The organism is Streptomyces sp. NBC_00873 (assembly GCF_045207415.1).
Classification (GTDB): domain Bacteria; phylum Actinomycetota; class Actinomycetes; order Streptomycetales; family Streptomycetaceae; genus Streptomyces.
Genome location: NZ_CP108803.1, coordinates 3,977,783 through 3,997,809, shown reverse-complemented (window position 1 = coordinate 3,997,809; position 20,027 = coordinate 3,977,783). Strand labels below are relative to the sequence as shown.

Annotated in this window: 13 protein-coding genes and 1 pseudogene; 9 read left to right on the top strand and 5 right to left on the bottom strand. The window is 70.2% G+C overall.

The window, feature by feature from the left end; genetic code table 11:
• Positions 1-14: 14 nt before the first annotated feature.
• The 4 genes from nuoL (at position 15) to recQ (ending at position 7,449) form a co-directional block, all read left to right on the top strand.
• Positions 15-1,934, top strand: coding sequence for an NADH-quinone oxidoreductase subunit L (gene nuoL / locus OH809_RS18125; protein ID WP_406421436.1), 1,920 nt, complete (start codon positions 15-17; stop codon positions 1,932-1,934).
• A 5-nt stretch (positions 1,935-1,939) separates the two neighbouring features.
• Positions 1,940-3,511, top strand: coding sequence for an NADH-quinone oxidoreductase subunit M (locus tag OH809_RS18120; protein WP_406421437.1), 1,572 nt, complete (start codon positions 1,940-1,942; stop codon positions 3,509-3,511).
• A complete protein-coding gene (gene nuoN / locus OH809_RS18115; protein WP_406515319.1) occupies positions 3,508-5,172 on the top strand; it encodes an NADH-quinone oxidoreductase subunit NuoN in 1,665 nt (554 codons plus the stop codon). The genes OH809_RS18120 and nuoN overlap by 4 nt, the downstream gene beginning before the upstream one ends.
• 204 nt (positions 5,173-5,376) lie before the next feature.
• Positions 5,377-7,449 (top strand): DNA helicase RecQ, encoded by a 2,073-nt coding sequence (gene recQ, locus OH809_RS18110; protein ID WP_406515318.1) that lies wholly within the window; start codon positions 5,377-5,379, stop codon positions 7,447-7,449.
• A gap of 27 nt (positions 7,450-7,476) precedes the next feature.
• Here recQ and OH809_RS18105 read toward each other — a convergent pair whose 3' ends face one another.
• The 4 genes and pseudogenes from OH809_RS18105 to OH809_RS18090 all read right to left on the bottom strand — a co-directional run bounded on the left by OH809_RS18105 (position 7,477) and on the right by OH809_RS18090 (position 12,200).
• The gene (locus tag OH809_RS18105; RefSeq protein WP_406515317.1) at positions 7,477-8,085 is read right to left on the bottom strand and encodes a Uma2 family endonuclease; all 609 of its coding nucleotides are present in this window, start codon (positions 8,083-8,085) and stop codon (positions 7,477-7,479) included.
• 86 nt (positions 8,086-8,171) lie between these two features.
• A pseudogene (locus OH809_RS18100) lies at positions 8,172-8,752 on the bottom strand (GOLPH3/VPS74 family protein).
• A gap of 86 nt (positions 8,753-8,838) precedes the next feature.
• Positions 8,839-10,068 carry a fumarylacetoacetase gene (gene fahA, locus OH809_RS18095; protein WP_406515316.1) on the bottom strand — a complete coding sequence of 410 codons (1,230 nt, stop codon included), beginning with the start codon at positions 10,066-10,068 and terminating at the stop codon, positions 8,839-8,841.
• Positions 10,069-10,205: 137 nt separating this feature from the next.
• Positions 10,206-12,200 carry a CocE/NonD family hydrolase gene (locus tag OH809_RS18090; protein WP_406421442.1) on the bottom strand — a complete coding sequence of 665 codons (1,995 nt, stop codon included), beginning with the start codon at positions 12,198-12,200 and terminating at the stop codon, positions 10,206-10,208.
• Positions 12,201-12,635: 435 nt separating this feature from the next.
• On the opposite strand from OH809_RS18090, the gene OH809_RS18085 reads away from it, so the two are divergent.
• The 4 genes from OH809_RS18085 to OH809_RS18070 all read left to right on the top strand — a co-directional run bounded on the left by OH809_RS18085 (position 12,636) and on the right by OH809_RS18070 (position 17,084).
• Positions 12,636-13,646: a polyprenyl synthetase family protein gene (locus OH809_RS18085; protein WP_406421443.1), complete on the top strand. Its 1,011-nt coding sequence runs from the start codon at positions 12,636-12,638 to the stop codon at positions 13,644-13,646.
• A 240-nt stretch (positions 13,647-13,886) separates the two neighbouring features.
• Complete coding sequence (locus OH809_RS18080; RefSeq protein ID WP_406421444.1) at positions 13,887-15,134, top strand: LolA family protein; 1,248 nt, start codon at positions 13,887-13,889, stop codon at positions 15,132-15,134.
• A gap of 89 nt (positions 15,135-15,223) precedes the next feature.
• A complete protein-coding gene (locus OH809_RS18075) occupies positions 15,224-16,210 on the top strand; it encodes an ATP-binding cassette domain-containing protein (protein WP_406421445.1) in 987 nt (328 codons plus the stop codon).
• On the top strand, positions 16,197-17,084 hold the full coding sequence (locus OH809_RS18070) for an ABC transporter permease (RefSeq protein ID WP_406515315.1): 888 nt from the start codon (positions 16,197-16,199) through the stop codon (positions 17,082-17,084). The genes OH809_RS18075 and OH809_RS18070 overlap by 14 nt, the downstream gene beginning before the upstream one ends.
• 360 nt (positions 17,085-17,444) lie before the next feature.
• On the opposite strand, the gene OH809_RS18065 is transcribed toward OH809_RS18070, so the two are convergent.
• Positions 17,445-18,251: an HAD family hydrolase gene (locus OH809_RS18065; RefSeq protein WP_406421447.1), complete on the bottom strand. Its 807-nt coding sequence runs from the start codon at positions 18,249-18,251 to the stop codon at positions 17,445-17,447.
• 216 nt (positions 18,252-18,467) lie between these two features.
• Here OH809_RS18065 and OH809_RS18060 point away from each other — a divergent pair, with 216 nt between their 5' ends.
• Positions 18,468-19,958, top strand: a complete 1,491-nt coding sequence (locus OH809_RS18060) for an ATP-binding protein (protein ID WP_406515314.1) — start codon at positions 18,468-18,470, stop codon at positions 19,956-19,958.
• The last annotated feature ends 69 nt before the right edge of the window (positions 19,959-20,027 follow it).

Below are 20,027 nucleotides of genomic sequence, written 5' to 3'. Positions count from 1 at the left end.
GGGGACGCTGAATCGTGGACAACCTCATTGCGCTGCTCGTCGCGGCGCCCCTGCTCGGAGCGGCCGTGCTGCTCTGCGGCGGCCGACGGCTGGACCGCTCCGGCCACTGGCTCGGCACCCTGTTCGCCGCCGCGTCGTTCGTCATCGGTGCGGTGCTCTTCCTCGACATGCTCGGAGAGGGCGTCGAGGACCGGGCGATGCACCAGAAGCTGTTCAGCTGGATCCCGGTCGAGGGCTTCCAGGCCGATGTGGCCTTCCAGCTCGACCAGTTGTCGATGACGTTCGTGCTGCTGATCACCGGTGTGGGCACCCTGATCCACATCTACTCGATCGGCTACATGGAGCACGACGAGCGCCGGCGCCGTTTCTTCGGCTATCTGAACCTGTTCCTCGCCGCGATGCTCCTGCTGGTCGTCGCCGACAACTACCTGCTGCTGTACGTCGGGTGGGAGGGCGTCGGTCTGGCGTCGTACCTGCTGATCGGCTTCTGGCAGCACAAGCCCAGCGCGGCCACCGCCGCCAAGAAGGCGTTCCTGGTCAACCGGGTCGGCGACATGGGCCTGTCGATCGCGATCATGCTGATGTTCACCACGTTCGGCACGTTCGCCTTCGGTCCCGTCCTGGCCTCGACGGGGGAGACCGGCGAGGGCAAGCTGACGGCGATCGGCCTGATGCTGCTGCTCGCCGCCTGCGGCAAGTCGGCCCAGGTGCCGCTGCAGTCCTGGCTCGGTGACGCGATGGAGGGCCCGACCCCGGTCTCGGCCCTCATCCACGCCGCCACCATGGTGACCGCGGGCGTCTACCTGATCGTCCGTTCCGGCGCGATCTTCAACGCCGCCCCGGACGCGCAGCTGGTCGTCGTGGTCGTCGGTGGCGTCACACTCCTGTTCGGTGCGATCGTCGGTTGCGCGAAGGACGACATCAAGAAGGCCCTCGCCGGGTCGACGATGTCGCAGATCGGCTACATGATCCTGGCCGCCGGGCTCGGCCCGATCGGCTATGTCTTCGCGATCATGCACCTGGTGACCCACGGCTTCTTCAAGGCCGGGCTCTTCCTCGGCGCCGGTTCGGTCATGCACGGCATGAACGACGAGGTCGACATGCGGAAGTTCGGCGGCCTGCGGACGTACATGCCGGTCACCTTCATCACCTTCGGCCTCGGCTATCTGGCGATCATCGGCTTCCCCGGACTTTCCGGCTTCTTCTCCAAGGACAAGATCATCGAGGCGGCGTTCGCCAAGGGCGGCACCGAGGGCTGGATCCTCGGCGCCGTCACGCTGCTGGGCGCCGCGATCACCGCGTTCTACATGACGCGCGTGATGCTGCTGACGTTCTTCGGCGAGAAGCGCTGGCAGCCCACTGCGTCCGACAGCGGCTCCGCCGCGGGCGAGGGCCACGATCCGCACCCGCACGAGTCCCCGAAGTCGATGACCATCCCCATGATCGTCCTGGCGTTCGGTTCGGTCTTCGCCGGAGGGTTCTTCTCCATCGGCGACCGCTTCCTGAACTGGCTGGAGCCGGTTACCGGACACAGCCACGGAGACTCCCCCGTCAGCGCCATGACGGTCACCGCCGCCACCATGGTGGTGCTCGTCATCGGCGTCGCCATCGCCTGGGCGATGTACGGGCGCGGACCGGTCCCGGTGGTCGCCCCGCGCGGCTCGCTGCTCACCCGGGCCGCCCGCCGCGATCTCCTCCAGGACGACTTCAACCACGTGGTCCTGGTCCGCGGCGGCGAGCACCTCACCCGCTCCCTGGTGTACGTCGACCACACCCTGGTCGACGGGGTCGTCAACGGCACGGCCGCATTGATGGGCGGGCTCTCCGGCCGGCTGCGCAAGCTGCAGAACGGCTACGCCCGCTCCTACGCGGTCTCGATGTTCGGCGGTACGGCGATCGTCATCGCCGCGACCCTGCTGATGAGGGCGGTCTGATCACCATGTCCTTTCCCCTCCTGACAGCGACGGCGGCGCTCCCGGCGATCGGCGCGATCGCCACCGCCGCCGTCCCGGCCGCCCGGCGCACCGCCGCCAAATGGCTGGCGCTGCTCTTCTCGCTGGCCACCCTCGTGCTGGCGGGCATCGTGCTCGCCCGCTTCGAGCCCGGCGGCGCCCGCTACCAGCTCACCGAATCGCACGCCTGGATCAAGGACTTCGGCGTCCGGTACGAACTGGGTGTGGACGGCATCGGGGTGGCGCTCCTGGCGCTCACCGCCCTGCTGATCCCGTTCGTCATCCTGGCCGGCTGGCACGACGCCGACCCCCTGGAGACGAAGTCCTCGCGCTGGCGCCCCACCCAGGGCTTCTTCGCCCTGATCCTGATGGTCGAAGCGATGGTGATCCTCTCCTTCGAGGCCACCGACGTCTTCGTCTTCTACATCCTCTTCGAAGCCATGCTCATCCCGATGTACTTCCTCATCGGCGGCTTCGGGGACCGGGCCCACACGGGCAGCGACGAGAACGCCGCGGCACAACGCTCGTACGCCGCGGTCAAGTTCCTCCTCTACAACCTGGCCGGCGGGCTCATCATGCTGGCCGCCGTCATCGGCCTGTACGTCGTCGCGGGCACCTTCTCGCTCTCCGAGATCGCCGAGGCCCGCGCCAACGGCTCGCTCTCCATGGCGACCGGCACCGAACGCTGGCTGTTCCTCGGGTTCTTCTTCGCCTTCGCGGTGAAGGCCCCGCTCTGGCCGCTGCACACCTGGCTGCCCAACGCCATGGGCGAGGCGACCTCCCCGGTCGCCGTCCTGATCACCGCGGTCGTCGACAAGGTCGGCACCTTCGCGATGCTCCGCTTCTGCCTCCAGCTGTTCCCGGAGGCCAGCAAGTGGGCGACGCCGGTGATCCTGGTCCTCGCACTGATCAGCATCGTGTACGGGGCGCTGCTCGCCGTCGGCCAGCGCGACATCAAGCGCCTGATCGCCTACGCGTCGATCTCGCACTTCGGCTTCATCATCCTGGGCATTTTCGCGATGACCAGCCAGGGCCAGTCGGGCGCCACGCTCTACATGGTCAACCACGGCATCTCGACGGCCGCGCTGATGCTGGTGGCCGGCTTCCTGATCACCCGGCGCGGTTCGCGGCTCATCGCCGACTACGGCGGGGTGCAGAAGGTGGCGCCGGTCCTGGCCGGCACGTTCCTGATCGGCGGGCTCGCCACCCTGTCGCTCCCCGGCCTCTCCCCGTTCGTCAGCGAATTCCTCGTCCTGGTCGGCACGTTCAGCGCATACCCGGCGGCCGGCATCGTGGCCACCTTCGGCATCGTGCTCGCCGCGCTCTACGTCCTCGTCCTCTACCAGCGGACGATGACCGGCCCGGTGAAGGCCGAGGTCCGGGGCATGCCCGACCTGAAGGTCCGGGAGCTGGTGGTGGTCCTCCCGCTCGTCGCGCTGCTGATCTTCCTGGGCGTCTATCCGAAGCCGCTCACGGAGATCGTCAACCCGGCGGTGCAGCACACCATGTCGGACGTACACAAGAAGGACCCCCAGCCTGAGGTGGAGGCCGCCAAGTGAGCGCAACAGCTGTCCACAGCCTGTGGACAATGGCGGGCGGGGTGACAGCGGCCGCCCCGGACGAGAAGTTCAAGGCGCCGGTCATCGAGTACGCCCAGCTGACCCCGGTCCTCATTGTGATCGGTGTCGCCGTCGTCGGCGTACTCGTCGAGGCCTTCGTGCCGCGCCGGGCCCGCTACTACACACAGGTCTTCCTGACCGTCGTCGCCCTCGCCGCCGCGTTCGCCGCGGTCATCGGCCTCGCGGCCGGGGGGTACGGCACGACGAAGGCGCACATCGCCGCGATGGGCGCCATCGCCGTCGACGGACCCGCCCTGTTCCTGCAGGGCACCATCCTGCTGACGTCGCTGGTCGCCGTCTTCACCTTCGCCGAGCGGCGGCTCGACCCCGAGTCGCACGGCAACCGCGTCGACTCGTTCGCCGCACAGGCCGCCTCGGTGCCCGGCAGCGAGAGCGAGCAGGCCGCGGTCAAGGCGGGCTTCACCACCACCGAGGTCTTCCCGCTGGTCCTCTTCTCGGTGGCGGGCATGCTGGTCTTCCCTGCGGCCAACGATCTGCTGACGCTCTTCGTGGCCCTGGAAGTCTTCTCCCTCCCGCTCTACCTGCTGTGCGCCGTCGCCCGCCGCAAGCGGCTGATGTCGCAGGAGGCCGCGGTGAAGTACTTCCTGCTCGGCGCCTTCTCGTCGGCGTTCCTGCTCTTCGGGATCGCCCTGCTGTACGGGTACGCGGGCTCCGTCTCGTACGCGGCCATCGCCAACGTGGTCGACGGCTCCGTCACCCAGATCGACCCGGCCCTCGCCGACACCATGGGCAACGACGTGCTGCTGCTGATCGGCAGTGCGATGATCCTGACCGGGCTGCTCTTCAAGGTCGGCGCCGTCCCGTTCCACATGTGGACCCCGGACGTCTATCAGGGCGCCCCGACCCCCGTCACCGGCTTCATGGCCGCGGCCACGAAGGTCGCCGCTTTCGGTGCGCTGCTGCGCCTGCTGTACGTGGTGCTGCCGGGCCTCAGCTGGGACTGGCGGCCGGTCATGTGGGCCGTCGCGATCGTCACGATGCTGGGCGGTGCGATCGTCGCCATCACCCAGACCGACATCAAGCGGCTGCTGGCCTACTCGTCCATCGCGCACGCCGGCTTCATCCTCGCCGGGGTCATCGCGACGACCCCCAGCGGCATCTCCTCGGTGCTCTTCTACCTGGGCGCGTACTCCTTCGTGACGGTCGGCGCGTTCGCCGTCGTCACGCTGGTGCGCGACGCGGGCGGCGAGGCGACCCACCTGTCGAAGTGGGCCGGCCTGGGCCGGCGCTCGCCGCTGGTCGCCGCGGTCTTCGCGGTGTATCTGCTGGCCTTCGCCGGTATCCCGCTGACCTCCGGCTTCGCCGGAAAGTTCGCGGTCTTCAAGGCGGCGGCGGAGGGCGGCGCGGGCGGCCTGGTCGTGGTCGGTGTGATCTCGTCCGCCATTGCCGCGTTCTTCTACATCCGGGTCATCGTGCTCATGTTCTTCAGCGAGCCGAAGGCGGACGGCCCGACGGTCGCCGTCCCGTCCCCGCTGACGATGACGACGATCGCGGTCGGCGTCGCCGTCACGCTGGTGCTGGGCCTGGCCCCGCAGTACTTCCTCGACCTGGCGAGCCAGGCAGGAGTGTTCGTGAGGTGACGCGGAGCGGCCGACCGGTGTCCCGGTTGCCGTTCTGCTCCCGATCGCCGGGCGGGCTCGATTCCGAGCCCGCCCGGCGATCGGCTTTCCGGGACCGGCAGGCAGCGCGGTCTGTCAAGCGTGGCGGGCGTTGTCACCGACGGCGCTTATCGTGGCAGGGGACGGCGCAGGACAGAACGGGACGGACCCCGGGGGGACAGAGCGATGAGCGGGACGGGCGGGACCATGGATGTGACCGAGAGCGCCGAGAGCGAAGCGCAGCAGACGCTGAACCGGGTGTTCGGGTACGAGACGTTCCGCGGCGAACAGGAAGCGGTCGTCGACCACGTGGTGGCGGGCGGTGACGCCGTCGTCCTCATGCCCACCGGTGGCGGAAAGTCCCTCTGCTACCAGATCCCGGCCCTGGTCAGACCTGGTACCGGCATCGTCGTCTCACCGCTGATCGCGCTCATGCAGGACCAGGTCGACGCGCTGCGGGCGCTCGGTGTGCGCGCCGGGTTCATCAACTCCACGCAGGACTTCGACGAGCGCCGGGTCATGGAGGCGGAATTCCTCGCCGGTGAGCTCGACCTGCTGTACCTGGCGCCGGAGCGGCTCCGCCTGGACTCCACCCTCAGTCTGCTCGCCCGCGGAAAGATCTCCGTCTTCGCCATCGACGAGGCGCACTGCGTCGCCCAGTGGGGCCACGACTTCCGGCCGGACTACCTGGCCCTGTCCGTGCTCGGCGAGCGCTGGCCCGACGTGCCCCGGATCGCCCTGACGGCCACGGCGACGAACACCACGCACCAGGAGATCACCCAGCGTCTGGGCATGCCCGACGCGAAGCACTTCGTCGCCAGCTTCGACCGGCCCAACATCCAGTACCGGATCGTGCCGAAGGCCGACCCGAAGAAGCAGCTTCTCTCCTTCCTGAAGGAGGAGCACGCTGGGGACGTCGGCATCGTCTACTGCCTGTCGCGCAACTCGACGGAGAAGACCGCCGAGTATCTCTGCCGCAACGGCATCGAGGCGGTTCCGTACCACGCGGGTCTGGACGCCGGGACGCGTGCGCGCCACCAGGCGCGGTTCCTGCGCGAGGACGGTCTGGTCGTCGTGGCGACGATCGCGTTCGGCATGGGCATCGACAAGCCGGACGTACGGTTCGTCGCCCACCTAGACCTGCCGAAGTCGGTCGAGGGCTACTACCAGGAGACCGGCCGCGCGGGCCGCGACGGGCTGCCGTCCACGGCCTGGATGGCGTACGGCCTCCAGGACGTCGTCCAGCAGCGCAAGCTGATCCAGGGCGGCGAGGGCGACGAGGCGTTCCGCCGCCGCGCGGCCGCCCACCTCGACGCGATGCTCGCCCTGTGCGAGACCGCCGACTGCCGCCGCGCCCGGCTGCTCACGTACTTCGGCCAGGAGCCGCAGACCGCGGCCTGCGGCAACTGCGACACCTGCCTCACCCCGCCCGAGACCTGGGACGGCACGGTGGCCGCGCAGAAGCTGCTGTCCACCGTGGTCCGGCTGAAGCGGGAACGCGGCCAGAAGTTCGGCGCCGGCCAGATCGTCGACATCCTGCTGGGCCGCAAGACCGCGAAGGTCATCCAGTTCGACCACGACCAGCTGTCGGTCTTCGGTATCGGCGAGGAGCTGTCGGAGGCGGAATGGCGGGGCGTGGTCCGGCAGTTGCTGGCCCAGGGCCTGCTGGAGGTCGAGGGCGAGTACGGCACGCTGGTGCTGACGGAGGACAGCGGCTCGGTGCTCGGCCGCGAGCGCGAGGTACGGCTGCGCAAGGAGGCGGCGAAGCCCGCGTCGCGCTCCTTGAAGGGCGAACGCAAGGCGAAGACCTCGGCGGCCGTCGCCGAACTGGCCCCGGAGGCCGTACCGGTCTTCGAGGCGCTGCGGGCCTGGCGCGGCGCCCGGGCGAAGGAGCAGGGCGTCCCGGCGTACGTCATCTTCCACGACGCGACGCTGCGCGAGATCGCGACGGTGCGGCCGGCGTCCCTGGTCGAGCTGGGTGGCGTCGGCGGCCTGGGCGAGAAGAAGCTGGCGACATACGGGGAGGGGGTGCTGGAGGTGCTGGGGTCGTTCGGGGACGCAGGGCCCGAGGCGCCGGACGCGGACTCTGCACCGGTCCCGGACCACGTTCCGGCCCCGGTTCCGGCCCCGGCCCCGGTTCCGGCCCCGGTTCCGGCCCCGACGCCGGCCCCGGTTCCGGCCCCGGTTCCGGGACCGCAGGCGGTCCCGGCGGCGGACCCGGAGTTCGGCTGGGACGAGGAACCGCCCGAGTACGAGTGAGCCCCGGGGCCGGGCGGCGGGGCCGGACTACTCCGCGTCCGCCGCCCGGCGGCGGGGGGTGATCGCGGTGAGGTCGAGATCGACCGGGAAGGGCACGGAGACCTTCATCCTGTCGTGGAAGATCCCGGTGGAGGTATAGGCGCCGGTGGCGGGCTCCAGCTCGAAGACGTAGACCACGGTCCGGCCGTCCTGGTCCTCCACCCGCCAGAAGTGCGGGATCTTCGCCCGCGCGTATTTCACCGGCTTGGTCTCCCGGTCCCGGGTCACGGACTCATCGGACACGACCTCGACCGCCAGCAGCACGGATTCGGCTGGGAACCGTGTCTGTCGCCGGCTTCCGACCGCGTCCTCACGCACGACGACAACATCGGGTTCAGGCCTGTTCTGCCAGTCGACGTCGATGGTGAATTCGCGGAAGACCTCCAGGTCGACGGGTGCGAGCGACTGCAACTGCCACTTGAAGTAGTCGACCGCTCGCTCATGGAAAATCGTTTGCGGACTCACGAAAACCAGGCTCCCGTCGATCAGCTCCGTGTGCGGAGGCAGATTCGGAAGCCGGTCCAGGTCATCGGCGGTCCAGCCGCCCACGGGCGGAACCGCCCACCGCGGCTCGGGGGCCTCGGGTTCGACGCTCATCAGTGCTCCCATGCGTCGGAGTCTCGCGGGACTTTCCAGCGTATCCGCCGGGAACCCGGTGAGGCTCCTCCGAACGTGTGAACGCCTCACACGTCGCTGATCGTCACACCCCCGCCGCCCCCGCCCCCCTGGTCCGCCTTGTCCTGGCGGACGTTCTGGCACACCGCGTACGCGGTCCACTCCCCGCGCACCAGCTCACGCAGGGCCGAACGCGCCCGCCAGCGGCCCTGCACCACGGTATTCGACAGGTCGTTCGCCGAGACCAGCGCGCCCAGGGTACGGCTGCGCGGGTCCGGGAATCCGGCCGCCGCGGCAGCCGTGAAGCGTTCCTGGACCGCCACCGACAGGTCCGGTCGCGCGGCCGGGTGGCGGTGGTACGGCACCAGGCCGAGGAAGCGCCGGGTCTCCCGGCGCAGGACCGACCGTCCGACCAGGTGGTCCGGGCAGAGCTCCTCGACGTGCCGCCCGGCCCGCCGGATCCACCGCTTCGCGCTGACGCCGCCCTTTCGGCCGCCCTTGTCCGCCACGGGCAGGCTGCCCAGGACCTGGGCGAGGAGCGTGTCCTGGGGGCCGGCGGGTTGAGCACCCGGATCCGGCCGTACTCCTCGTGGAGCCGGCCCTGGAGTTCGAGCTCCGCGAGGACGGCGCCCGCCATGCCGTACTGCAGGAACCGGTTCCTGCAGTACGGCTTTCCGCGGCGTGGGTCCAGCGCCAGCAGCAGAGGCTCCTAGGGGAGATCGAGCGCGGGCGGCGTCATGGCGTGGGCACGATCCGCCCCGTCACCTCACCGAGACCGATCCGGGTGCCGTCCGGTCCCGGCGCCCAGGCGGTCATCGTCACTGTGTCACCGTCCTCGAGGAAGGTCCGCTTGCCCTCGAGGAGTTCCAGCGGTTCGCTGCCGTTCCAGGTGAGCTCCAGGAGCGAGCCGCGCTGTCCGGGCTCGGCGCCGCTGACCGTGCCGGAGCCGTACAGGTCGCCGGTGCGCAGCGAGGCGCCGTTCACCGTCATGTGGGCCAGCATCTGGGCCGCCGTCCAGTACATGGTGGCGAACGGCGGCTCGGCGACCAGCTGCCCGTTGATCTCGACCGCGATCCGCAGGTCGAGGCCGCCGGGCTCCTCCTCGCCCGTGTCGTCGAGGTACGGGAGCAGCGGGAAGTCCCGGGCGGGCGGGGCGATCCGGGCCGCTTCCAGGGCTTCGAGCGGCGTCACCCACGGCGATACGGACGTGGCGAAGGATTTGCCGAGGAACGGGCCCAGGGGGACGTACTCCCACGCCTGGAGGTCCCGCGCCGACCAGTCGTTGAGCAGCGAGAGCCCGAAGACATGGTCGCGGAACCTGCCGAGCGGGACCGGCCGTCCCTGCTCCGAGGGGACACCCACCACGAAGCCGACCTCGGCCTCGATGTCCAGCTTGACCGAGGGGCCGAAGACCGGGGCGGCGTCGGAGGGCGCCTTGCGCTGGCCGGAGGGGCGCACCACATCCGTGCCGGAGACGACGACGGTGCCGGACCGGCCGTGGTAACCGATCGGGAGGTGCTTCCAGTTCGGCGTCAGTGCGACGCCGTCCGGCCGGAAGATCTTTCCGACGTTGGTGGCGTGGTTCTCGCTGGCGTAGAAGTCGACGTAGTCCGCGACCGCGTACGGCAGATGGAGCGTCACCGACCCGAGCGGGTGCAGCAGTGGCTCGATGTCCGGGCGGTGCGCCGGGACCGTCACCCACGCGGCCAACGCCCGCCGGACGTCCCGCCACGCCGTGCGGCCCGCCGACAGCAGCGCGGTCAGGTCCGGGTGGGCGAGAAGCTGGGCGTAGGGCGAGCCGAGCGCGTGCGCCGCGGCTCCGGCGTCCAGCACGTGGTTGCCGATGCGGACGCCGACCCGGCGGTCCTCGGGGTGGTCGTGGGTGGAGAACACCCCGTACGGAAGGTTGTGCGGACCGAAGGGGTCGCCCTCGGCCAGATCGAGCGGGCTGCTCTGCTCGGGCATCTGTTGCTGCCTCGCTTTCCAGGTCGCTTGGGGGACACGTTACGTCGGTGTTGCTACCCCGCGGCAGTGTCGCAACTACGCGCAATGACCGGAAAGTTCCGGCATACCCCCACGTGAGCAGGGGTACGGCGGTCTTTTCAGCCCGCTGTGCGCGAGATCCGCTTCTCCCAGGTCCGGTGGAAGACGATCTCGTCGCCGTCCTTGCACACCACTTCGTCGGACGTGATGAAGTCGGTCTCGTCCGCACGGATCTCGGACCGCGTCTCGATCCGCGCGTCCCAGGCCATCTCCGGACGGTGCAGCCGGACCGTCCAGTCGGAGCGGGTGCGCGCCGACAGCGGGTCGTTCTCCTGGATCGTGTACGTCTCCACCGCGTCCTCGGTGAATTCGAGACCGTCCGGGTGGACGCGGGTACCGCCGTAGCGCGGGTCGACCTCCAGCCGCCATTCACCCTTGGCGACATCGCGGACGACCAGCCGCTCGGGGCGCGGCTCGTCGAGCGTCACCGGTTGGACGACGCCAAGCGGCTCCGACTGCTCCGCCTGCTCGAACCTGATCGAGGGATCCTCGGTGTGGCGGCGCACCGGCAGTTCGACGAAGCTGCCGTCCGCGTCCAGCGTGAAACCCGCCGAACCGGCCTGCGGCCAGATCCACGGCCAGTAGGCGGAGGAGACGGCGATCCTGATCCGGTGGCCGGGCGGGAAGATGTGCCCGATGCCGTTCAGCTCGAAGGTGACGTCCTCGGTCGCACCGGCCGGCCAGTCGTCGGACCGGTCGCGGCCGTGCCGGGCCGACAGGTTGAGGACGCCGCGGGTGACGAGCGTGGACGAGCCGTCCGGGGCGACGTCGCAGAGCCGGGCGATCGCCTGGCCGCGCGGCACGTCCATCCGGATCCGGAGCTTCACCCTCGGGCGGCCCAGGATCTCGATGGGGGAGTCCGCGACCGGGAATTCGAAGGAGACGGACTTGGCGTCCTCGTCGCGCTGGTCGGGCGGCAGATCGGCGTCGTTGCCGAACGGGAGGAACCGTCCGGCGTCCAGCCCGGTGTGCTGCGGCGAATCGACGGTCTGCGGCCCGCCCTGGAGGGCGTAGGTGACCGGCGCGACGTTCTCCGAAGGCCGGCCGGTGTCACCGACCCACCGTCCGGGCATCGTCTCGTACACCGTCGCGGGCGGGTGCGACTCGCTGATCCAGGACCGCAGCAGCGGCTCGGACATGACACCGGTGTCCCTGTCCTTCAGGTGCTGGTCCCACCAGCGCAGCGTCTCCTGGAGGAAGCCGATCGAGGGGCCCGGCGGAAGGCCGCGGTCCGGGTACTGGTGCGACCACGGGCCGATCAGCCCGCGCACCTTCGCCGGGTCCAGGTGTTCGACGAGCCGCAGCACGGTGTCGCGGTACGGGTCGTGCCAGCCGCCGACCGCGAGCACGTTCGCCCGGATGGCGGAGTAGTCCTCGCAGACGCTGCCGTGCTTCCAGTAGGCGTCGCGGGTCTGGTGCGCCAGCCAGGTGTGGATGAACGGCTCGACTGCTTCGAGCCGGTTGCGCCACATGTCCTTCCACTCCTCGCCGACCTGCGCCGGGTCCGGCGGACGGCAGACGAGGGCGAGCATGGTCGCCGCCCGGGCGTGCATGTCGACGGCGAGGACCGAGCCGCCCATGTAGTGCACGTCGTTGTCGTAGCGGTCGTCGGCCGAGCAGACGGTGACGATCGCCTTCAGCGGCTCCGGGGCGAGCGCGGCGATCTGGAGCGAGTTGGAGCCGCCCCAGGAGATGCCGAACATGCCGACCCGGCCCGAGCACCACTCCTGCTCGGCCAGCCAGTGGATGACGGCGACCCCGTCGGCGAGTTCGGTCGCGTCGTACTCGTCGCCCGGCACCCCCTCGCTGTTGCCGTGCCCGCGGACGTCCACGCGTACGGAGGCGTAGCCGTGGCCCGCGTACCAGGGGTGGCGCTGCCAGTCGCGCGGTGCCGTCCAGTCGCTCAGCCGGTACGGCAGGTACTCCAGGAGCGCCGGCACGGGGTCGCCGGTGACCGGCCGCCAGATCCGCGCGTACAGCCGTGTGCCGTCCGGCAGCGGGATGCGGACGTCCTCATGGGTGGTGTCGTACGGGAACCTGGTCCGGATGTGCATGGCGGTACCTCAGTGGACGGGGTGCATGGTGCGCCTGAGCCAGGGGCCGGCCGCGATGCCGGCCACACCGGCCGGTGTCGCGGTGCCGTTCTGCACGGTGTCGGTTCGCTGCCGTGCCGGCGAAATGGAGGACCGGGACGGCCTGCGTGCCGAAGAACGAGAACCGCTCCGGACCTCCGGGCCGGACAGGGTCATCAGCCCCCGTGGCCGGCCGAAAAAGACGGCGTCGTCGGCGGGTGGTGGCTCTGTCAGGTCGTGGGCGGCAGTGCTGTGGGACAAAGGGGCTACTCCTGATCGTATGAGCTGATCACGAACATACCGACGGTGGCGGGAAGGCGCCCACGGTGATCCAAACGGGACCGGATACGCTGACTTGAGTGATGACAGCGACACATCGACATTCCGTGTGATCGTCAGCAGACAGGAGATCCCCTCGTGACCGTCGTCGGGCCGTTCGGACTGAGCGTGCGGGACCAGGCTCTTGAGGCCGATGTCCAGATCGGTTTGGCCGCTGTCGAGGCGGGGCTGCTGGATGCCACCAAGAGCGAAGTCCCTTTCATCACAGAGGCCGCGCAGCATCTCGTACGGGCCGGGGGCAAGCGTTTCCGGCCGCTGCTGGCGATGCTGGCGTCCCAGTTCGGCGACGCGGACGCGCCGGGTGTCGTGCCGTCCGCCGTGGTCGTCGAGCTGACGCATCTCGCGACGCTCTACCACGACGACGTGATGGACGAGGCGGACGTACGCCGCGGCGTCGACAGCGCCAACACCCGCTGGGGCAACTCGGTGGCCGTGCTGACCGGCGACTTCCTCTTCGCGCGCGCCTCGCACATCCTGGCCGACCTCGGCCCGGAGGCCGTACGCATCCAGGCCGAGGCGTTCGAACGCCTGGTCACCGGACAGATCCTGGAGACCGCGGGCCCGCGCGACGGCCGCGACCCGGTCGACCACTACCTCGACGTGATGCGCGGCAAGACCGGCTCGCTGATCGCCGTGGCCTGCCGGTTCGGCGCGATGATGGCCGGCGCCGACGAGTCCGCCGTGGACATCCTCACCCAGTTCGGGGAACGGCTCGGCGTCGCCTTCCAGCTCGCCGACGACGTGCTCGACATCGCCTCCGACAGCCACGAGTCCGGCAAGACCCCCGGCACCGATCTGCGCGAAGGAATCCCGACGCTTCCGGTCCTGCACCTGCGGGCGCAGGCGGCGGCCGGCGGCAAGCCGGACGACCTGGAGCTCCTTGAGCTGCTGGACGGCGACCTGAGCGACGACGACCGGCTGGCCGAGGCGCTCTGCCGGCTGCGGGCGCACCCGGCGCTGGAGCAGGCCCGGCGCGACACCGTCCGGTACGCGGAGGAGGCGAGGGCGGCCCTGAAGCCGCTTCCCGAGTGCTACGCGAAGGCCGCGCTGGAAGAGCTGTGCGACGCCGTGGTGCACCGCGCGGGCTAGGGCCTTTCGTTTGGAAGCCCCAGTGTCGTTCGCGTCCTACCCCTACGGGTCGGGGGAGGGACGACCGTGTTGTGTCATACCGAAGAGGTAGGCGCAGTTGCGTCCGCAGGCTGATGATTCCGCCCGGTGATTTTGGTCAGATGGAGAACAACCACTCCTGACCACATCGGGTGAGAACGGCGGCACGGAGTGGACGAGTGCATCCGGACGGAAGCCGCCGACCACGGAGGTAGGGCACACATGGCACCGAACGACAGCGCAGAGACCACCGGCAGCGTCACGAGCACAACGGCTGCCCGCAGAAAGGCGGCCCGCTACATCGTCCCGGTCGCGGTGGCGGGGGTGGCGGCCGCGACGATCGGTCTGGTCCCGGCGCTCGCGGACTCCGGTGACCCCGAGCTGCCGAAGATCAGCGCACAGCAGCTCATCGAGAGGATCGCGGCCTCGGACACCCAGCAGCTCTCCGGCACGGTGCGGGTCAGCACCGACCTCGGCATCCCGTCGCTGGGCGGTCTGGCCGAGTCGTTCGCCCGGAGCGCCGGCGGCGAGCAGGGCGGTTCGAGCGCCGCCCCGAAGGACAGGCTGACGGAGCTCGCCTCCGGCACGCACACGCTGCGGGTGGCCGCCGACGGCCCCGACAAGCAGCGCGTCTCCATTCTGGACAGCGCCGCCGAGTACAGCGTGATCCGCAACGGGGACCAGCTCTGGGCATACGACAGCAAGTCCGACGAGGCGTACCACGCGACCACCGACAAGGCCCCGGACGCGGAGAAGCGCGACGGGCACACCACCCCGGACGGCGTGCCGGCCACACCGAAGGCGCTGGCCGAGCAGGCGCTGAAGGCGGCGGACTCCACCACCTCCGTCACGGTCGACGGCACGGCGCAGGTCGCCGGGCGTGATGCGTACAAGCTGGTCATCAAGCCCAAGCAGGGTGGCTCGACGATCGGCGCGATCACCGTCGCGGTGGACGCGAAGAACGGCGTACCGCTGAAGTTCACCCTCTCCCCGAGCAGTGGCGGCAAGGCGGTGATCGACGCCGGGTTCACCAGCGTCGACTTCGGCAAGCCCGCCGCGTCCTCGTTCACGTTCACCCCGCCCAAGGGCACCAAGGTGACCGAGGCGGACGAGGCGAAGACGGAGAAGCAGGCGGAGAGGAACGGCGAGACGGGGCCGGAGGGCCTGACCGGCCTGGACGGGTTCGCCGGCGGCGAGGGCGCGAAGGTCATCGGCGAGGGCTGGGGCGCGATCTACGCGATCGAGTCACCGGGCGCCAAGGGACTGCCCACTGCGGAGAAGAACGCGGATGTTCCGCCCGCGGCCCAGCAGTTCCTGGACTCGTTCGGAGACAAGGTCACCGGAAAGTTCGGCTCCGGCACGGTCTTCAAGACCCGCCTGGTCAACGCCCTGATGACGGACGACGGCAAGGTCTACGTCGGTGCGGTCACCAAGGACGCGCTCGTCAAGGCAGCCGACGCCGCCAACTGACGTTCCCGCACCCGCCACACCGCACCACCGCCCCGTCGTACCCTCCGTACGGCGGGGCGTTCCGTTACCCGGACCATGGGGAGTTGCGCATGACAGAGCCCGGTGCCGTGACCGAGTCCTCGGTGGTGACCCGGACCGGAACGGCCGTGATCGAGACCCGGGGTCTCACCAAGCGGTACCGCGGCGGCCAGCTTGCCGTCGACGGACTCGACCTCAGCGTCCCCGAAGGCAGCGTCTTCGGTTTCCTCGGGCCCAACGGCTCCGGGAAGACCACCACGATCCGGATGCTGATGGGGCTGATCGCCCCGACGTCCGGCACCGCCCGGGTCCTCGGCGACCCCATGCCGGGCGCCGCCCGCACCGTACTCCCGCAGGTCGGGGCGTTGATCGAAGGACCCGCGCTGTACGCGTTCCTGACCGGCCGGGACAACCTCGTACGGTACGACTCCGCCGACCCGACCGCCGATCCGCGCACCCGCCACGCCCGGGTCGACGCCGCCCTGGACCGGGTGGGGCTCGCCGCCGCGGCGGGCAAGAAGGCGAGGGCGTACTCGCTGGGCATGAAGCAGCGCCTCGGGCTCGCCGCCGCCCTGCTGCAGCCGCGCCGCCTCCTCGTCCTGGACGAGCCGACCAACGGACTCGACCCGCAGGGCATGCGCGAGATCCGCACCCTGGTCCGGGAACTGGCGGCGGACGGCACCACCGTCTTCCTCTCCTCCCACCTCCTCGACGAGATCGAACAGGTCTGCACGCACGCCGCGGTCATGGCCCGGGGGCGGCTGATCACCCAGGGACCGGTCGCCGACCTCGCGGCCGACACCCGCGGCCGGCTCGCCGTCACCACCCCCGACCCCGCCGACGCCGCCCGCGTCCTCAAGGAACACGGCGTCACCGGCGTCACCGTGGACGGCGACCGGGTCACCGCCGAACCCCCGCCGCGCGAGGTCGAGCTCGCCGACCTGAGCGGGGCGCTGGTCCACGGCGGCGTACGCGTACGGTCCTTCGGTGTCGAGCGGGCCTCGCTGGAGGACGCCTTTGTCGCACTCACCGGAGAGGGTTTCGATGTCGCAGGCTGAAGCCGCACCCGTACGGGCGGGACGGTCCCGCAACCCGCTGTGGACGTTCGGGATTCTCCGCTCCGAACTGGCCACGACCCTGCGCCGAGGGCACACGCTCGCGCTGCTCGGGGTGCTGGCCGCCGTCCCCGTACTGATCGGGATCGCGGTGAGGATCCAGACGAGCGACGGCTCGCCCGCCGGGCCGCGCGGCGGCGAGGGCGGCCCGGCGTTCCTCTCCCAGGTGACCAACAACGGCCTGTTCCTGGTCTTCGCCGCCCTCGCGGTGACGCTTCCGGTCTTCCTGCCGCTGACCGTCGGCGTCGTCGCGGGCGACGCGATCGCGGGCGAGGCCGGTGCGGGCACCCTGCGCTATCTGCTGGTCGCACCAGCGGGCCGGACCCGGCTGCTGCTCACCAAGTACACCGCCACCCTCGCGTTCTGCCTGACCGCGACCCTCGTCGTGGTGGTATCGGCGTTCGCCGTGGGGGCGCTGCTCTTCCCGGTCGGGGAAGTCACGACGATCTCCGGGACCCGGATCGGCGTCGGCGAGGGACTGCTGCGGGCCGGCCTGATCGCGGTGACGGTGGCGGCGTCACTCATCGGGTTCGCGGCGCTCGGGCTGTTCGTCTCGACGCTCGCCGGCAGCGGGATCGCGGCGATGGCCGCGACGGTCGGGGTGCTGATCACTGTACAGATCCTGGACACGATTCCGCAGTTGAGCGGCATCCACCCGTATCTCTTCCCGCACTACTGGATGTCCTTCGCGGACCTGCTGCGCGATCCCGTCTACTGGGACGGGATCGTCAAGAACCTGGGGCTGCAGGGGCTGTACGCGGCGGTGTTCGGCTCGGCGGCCTGGGCGCGCTTCACGGCGAAGGACATCACGGCCTGAGCGGGCGGGCGTTCGCCGGGTCCGCCCGCGCCGTCGGCCGGGCGAGCCGTCCCCCGATCGGCTCGTCGCGGCACGTACGGCACCAACGGTGCGAACAGCTGGAACGGTACGACACGGCACGTTCCGTTTCCGCCTGAACATTGTTCGACTTTTGGCGACGGACTGTCAACAAGGGTCAGGTCAAACACGCCTGTGCTCACCAAAGAACGAGTGGTGGTCACGGCGGCGTCTCCCCGTGGATGCATCGGGTGCATTGCGCGCAACGACTGCACGCGCCTGCTCTATATGCATGCGCATGGAATGTCGGGAACGGGGTGCCCGGGACCATGGGCGCCGCCGGGACCATGCGCACGGCCGGGATCAGTCGAACAGCCGCTCCAGAACCACCGCGACCCCGTCCGCCTCGTTCGTCAGCGTCACCTCGTCCGCTGCCGCCTTCAGCTCGGGGTGGGCGTTGGCCATCGCGACGCCGTGCCCGGACCGGCGGAACATCGGCAGGTCGTTGGGCATGTCGCCGAAGGCGATCGTGGCCGCCGGATCCACCCCCAGGGTCTCGGCCGCCAGGGCCAGCCCGGTGCCCTTGTCGACGCCGTACGGCTGGAGTTCGACGGTGCCGGGGCCGGACAGGGTGACGGTCGCCAGGTCGCCGACAACCGCGCGGGCCGCGTCAGCGAGTGCGTCGTCCGTCAGGTCGGGGTGGCGAACGAGGACCTTGATGATCGGCGCCGCCCACAGTTCCTCGCGGTGGCCGACCTGTACGGCGGGCAATGCGGGGTGGGGCATCAGGTACCCCGGCTCGATCAGCGTCCGCCCGTCGGTTCCGTCCTGGTCCACGGCCGCGAAGACCGGCCCGACCTGGGCCTCGATCTTGCCGAGCGCGGTGTCGGCCAGGTCCCGGTCCAGGGTCGCCGCGCGAATGATCAGCCCGGCCCCGGCGTCGTACAGCTGCGTGCCCTGCCCGCAGACCACCGGACCCCGGTACTCCAGCCGCGCGAGCAGGTCCCGTATGCCGGGCACGGGCCGTCCGGTGATCACGATGTGCCGGGCCCCCGCCGCGGCGGCCCGGGCGAGCGCGGCACGGGAGCGGGGGCTCACGGTGTCGTCGCGGCGCAGCAGGGTGCCGTCCAGGTCCGTGGCGACGAGGGCGTATATGGGTGAGGTGGGCATGCCGCAACCCTAGGGAGATCCGCTTCCGGCCGTACGTCCCTGACCTGCGCGGACGGTCAGGGGTCAAGGTGCGGCGGACACCCCGGCAGGGGCATACGCACAGGAACTACGCAGAGCGAGCGAGTTGCCGCGGCCGACCGTGCCTCGGCGCGTGTCCTGTCGTTCTTAGAAGCGTAGTTATTAGACGTACGCTTCTAAGGAATCCAGGGGGTCCGAATGGCCCGGCCAGCAGCACGGAACCTGCCCAAACCGGCGGACATGTTCGACCGGGACTGGGAATGGAGCGAACTGACGGCCTTTGCGACGTCCGCAGGCGCGGGTCCGCGGCTCGGGGTGGTCTCCGGGCGGCGGCGACAGGGGAAGAGCTTCCTGCTGCAAGGCCTCGCCGAGGCCACCGGTGGGTTCTACTACGCAGCGGTCGAGGCTTCAGCGGCCGAGTCCTTGCAGCTGTTCGGGGACGCGCTCGCCCGCTACACGGGCTCCGCCGTGCCCCACCGGCCCGCGAACTGGCAGGAGGGGCTGGAGCTGGTCTTCGATCTGGCCTCGGATCGGCCGGTCCCCGTGGTGATCGACGAGTTCCCCTATCTCGTACGGAACGCGCCCGCGCTGCCGTCGCAGTTGCAGGCGGCCATCGGCGTGCGGGGAGGACGGCATCTGGAGCGGCATCCGCGGATCCTGCTGTGCGGCAGTGCTATGTCCTTCATGGGCAACCTGTTGTCCGGCACATCCCCGCTGTACGGCCGCGCCGGGCTCGATCTCGTCGTTCATTCGCTCGGATACCGGGAGGCTGCCGAGTTCTGGGGGATCCGAGACCATCGACTGGCCGTCCTCACCCACGCGATCGTGGGCGGAACGCCCGCGTACCGCAGGGAGTTCGTCAACGATGACGTGCCGGAAGGGCCGGACGACTTCGACGACTGGGTCTGCCGGACCGTACTGAACCCGGCGCGTCCGATCTACGGCGAAGCCCCGTTCCTGCTGGCGGCCGAGCCAGATCTGCGCGACCGGTCGCTGTACCACTCGGTGCTCGCGGCGGTGGCGGCCGGCAACCACAGCAGCGGTGGCATTGCGAGTGCGGTGGGGCGCAAGGCGACCGACATCTCCATGCCCCTCACCGTCCTGAAGAACTGTGGGCTGCTGACGATCGAGCCGGATGCCTTCCGCAAGAACCGCGCCACCTACCGCATCGCCGAACCGCTGATTGCCTTCCACCACGCGGTCGTACGCCCCGAGTCGGCACTGCTCAGTCGGCGACGCGGCGCCGACCAGGTCTGGGAGCGTAGTCAGAACACCTTCCTCAGCCAGGTCGTCGGCCCGCACTTCGAGCAGTTGTGCCGGGCCTGGGTGGAGTGGCACGCGGAGCCCGCTACCTTCGGCGGCATGCCGATCCAGGTTGCCGCGGGGGTTGTCTCCGACCCTGCGGCGCGCACCAGTCACGAGGTCGATGTCGTGGTGCACGGCGCGGTTGACCAGGACCAGGGCATCCTGCTGTCGGTCGGCGAGGCGAAGTGGAACAGGGTCATGAACCTGAGCCATCTCGAACGGCTCCAGCGCATCCTGCGGTTGCTGTCGGCGAGAGGCATCGACACCAGCCGGGCCAAGCCCGCCTGCTACAGCGGCGTGGGATTCGCACCGGAACTGCGGGCCGCTGCCGATCGGGGGGAGGTCGTACTGGTGGACCTGGAGCGGCTCTATCAGGGGACGTAGCAAGCCACCGGGCCGGCCAGATGCCAGGCGAATGTCCCACACGAGAGTGAATGCCGGACGTTCAGGGGT

Bases quoted from the DNA above. Each gene is read 5' to 3' on its own strand.
- OH809_RS18120 (WP_406421437.1), top strand. From the start codon at position 1,940: ATGTCCTTTCCCCTCCTGACAGCGACGGCGGCGCTCCCGGCGATCGGC.
- recQ (WP_406515318.1), top strand. From the start codon at position 5,377: ATGAGCGGGACGGGCGGGACCATGGATGTGACCGAGAGCGCCGAGAGC.
- OH809_RS18105 (WP_406515317.1), bottom strand. From the start codon at position 8,085: ATGAGCGTCGAACCCGAGGCCCCCGAGCCGCGGTGGGCGGTTCCGCCC.
- fahA (WP_406515316.1), bottom strand. From the start codon at position 10,068: ATGCCCGAGCAGAGCAGCCCGCTCGATCTGGCCGAGGGCGACCCCTTC.
- OH809_RS18090 (WP_406421442.1), bottom strand. From the start codon at position 12,200: ATGCACATCCGGACCAGGTTCCCGTACGACACCACCCATGAGGACGTC.
- OH809_RS18080 (WP_406421444.1), top strand. From the start codon at position 13,887: ATGGCACCGAACGACAGCGCAGAGACCACCGGCAGCGTCACGAGCACA.
- OH809_RS18075 (WP_406421445.1), top strand. From the start codon at position 15,224: ATGACAGAGCCCGGTGCCGTGACCGAGTCCTCGGTGGTGACCCGGACC.
- OH809_RS18070 (WP_406515315.1), top strand. From the start codon at position 16,197: ATGTCGCAGGCTGAAGCCGCACCCGTACGGGCGGGACGGTCCCGCAAC.
- OH809_RS18065 (WP_406421447.1), bottom strand. From the start codon at position 18,251: ATGCCCACCTCACCCATATACGCCCTCGTCGCCACGGACCTGGACGGC.
- OH809_RS18060 (WP_406515314.1), top strand. From the start codon at position 18,468: ATGGCCCGGCCAGCAGCACGGAACCTGCCCAAACCGGCGGACATGTTC.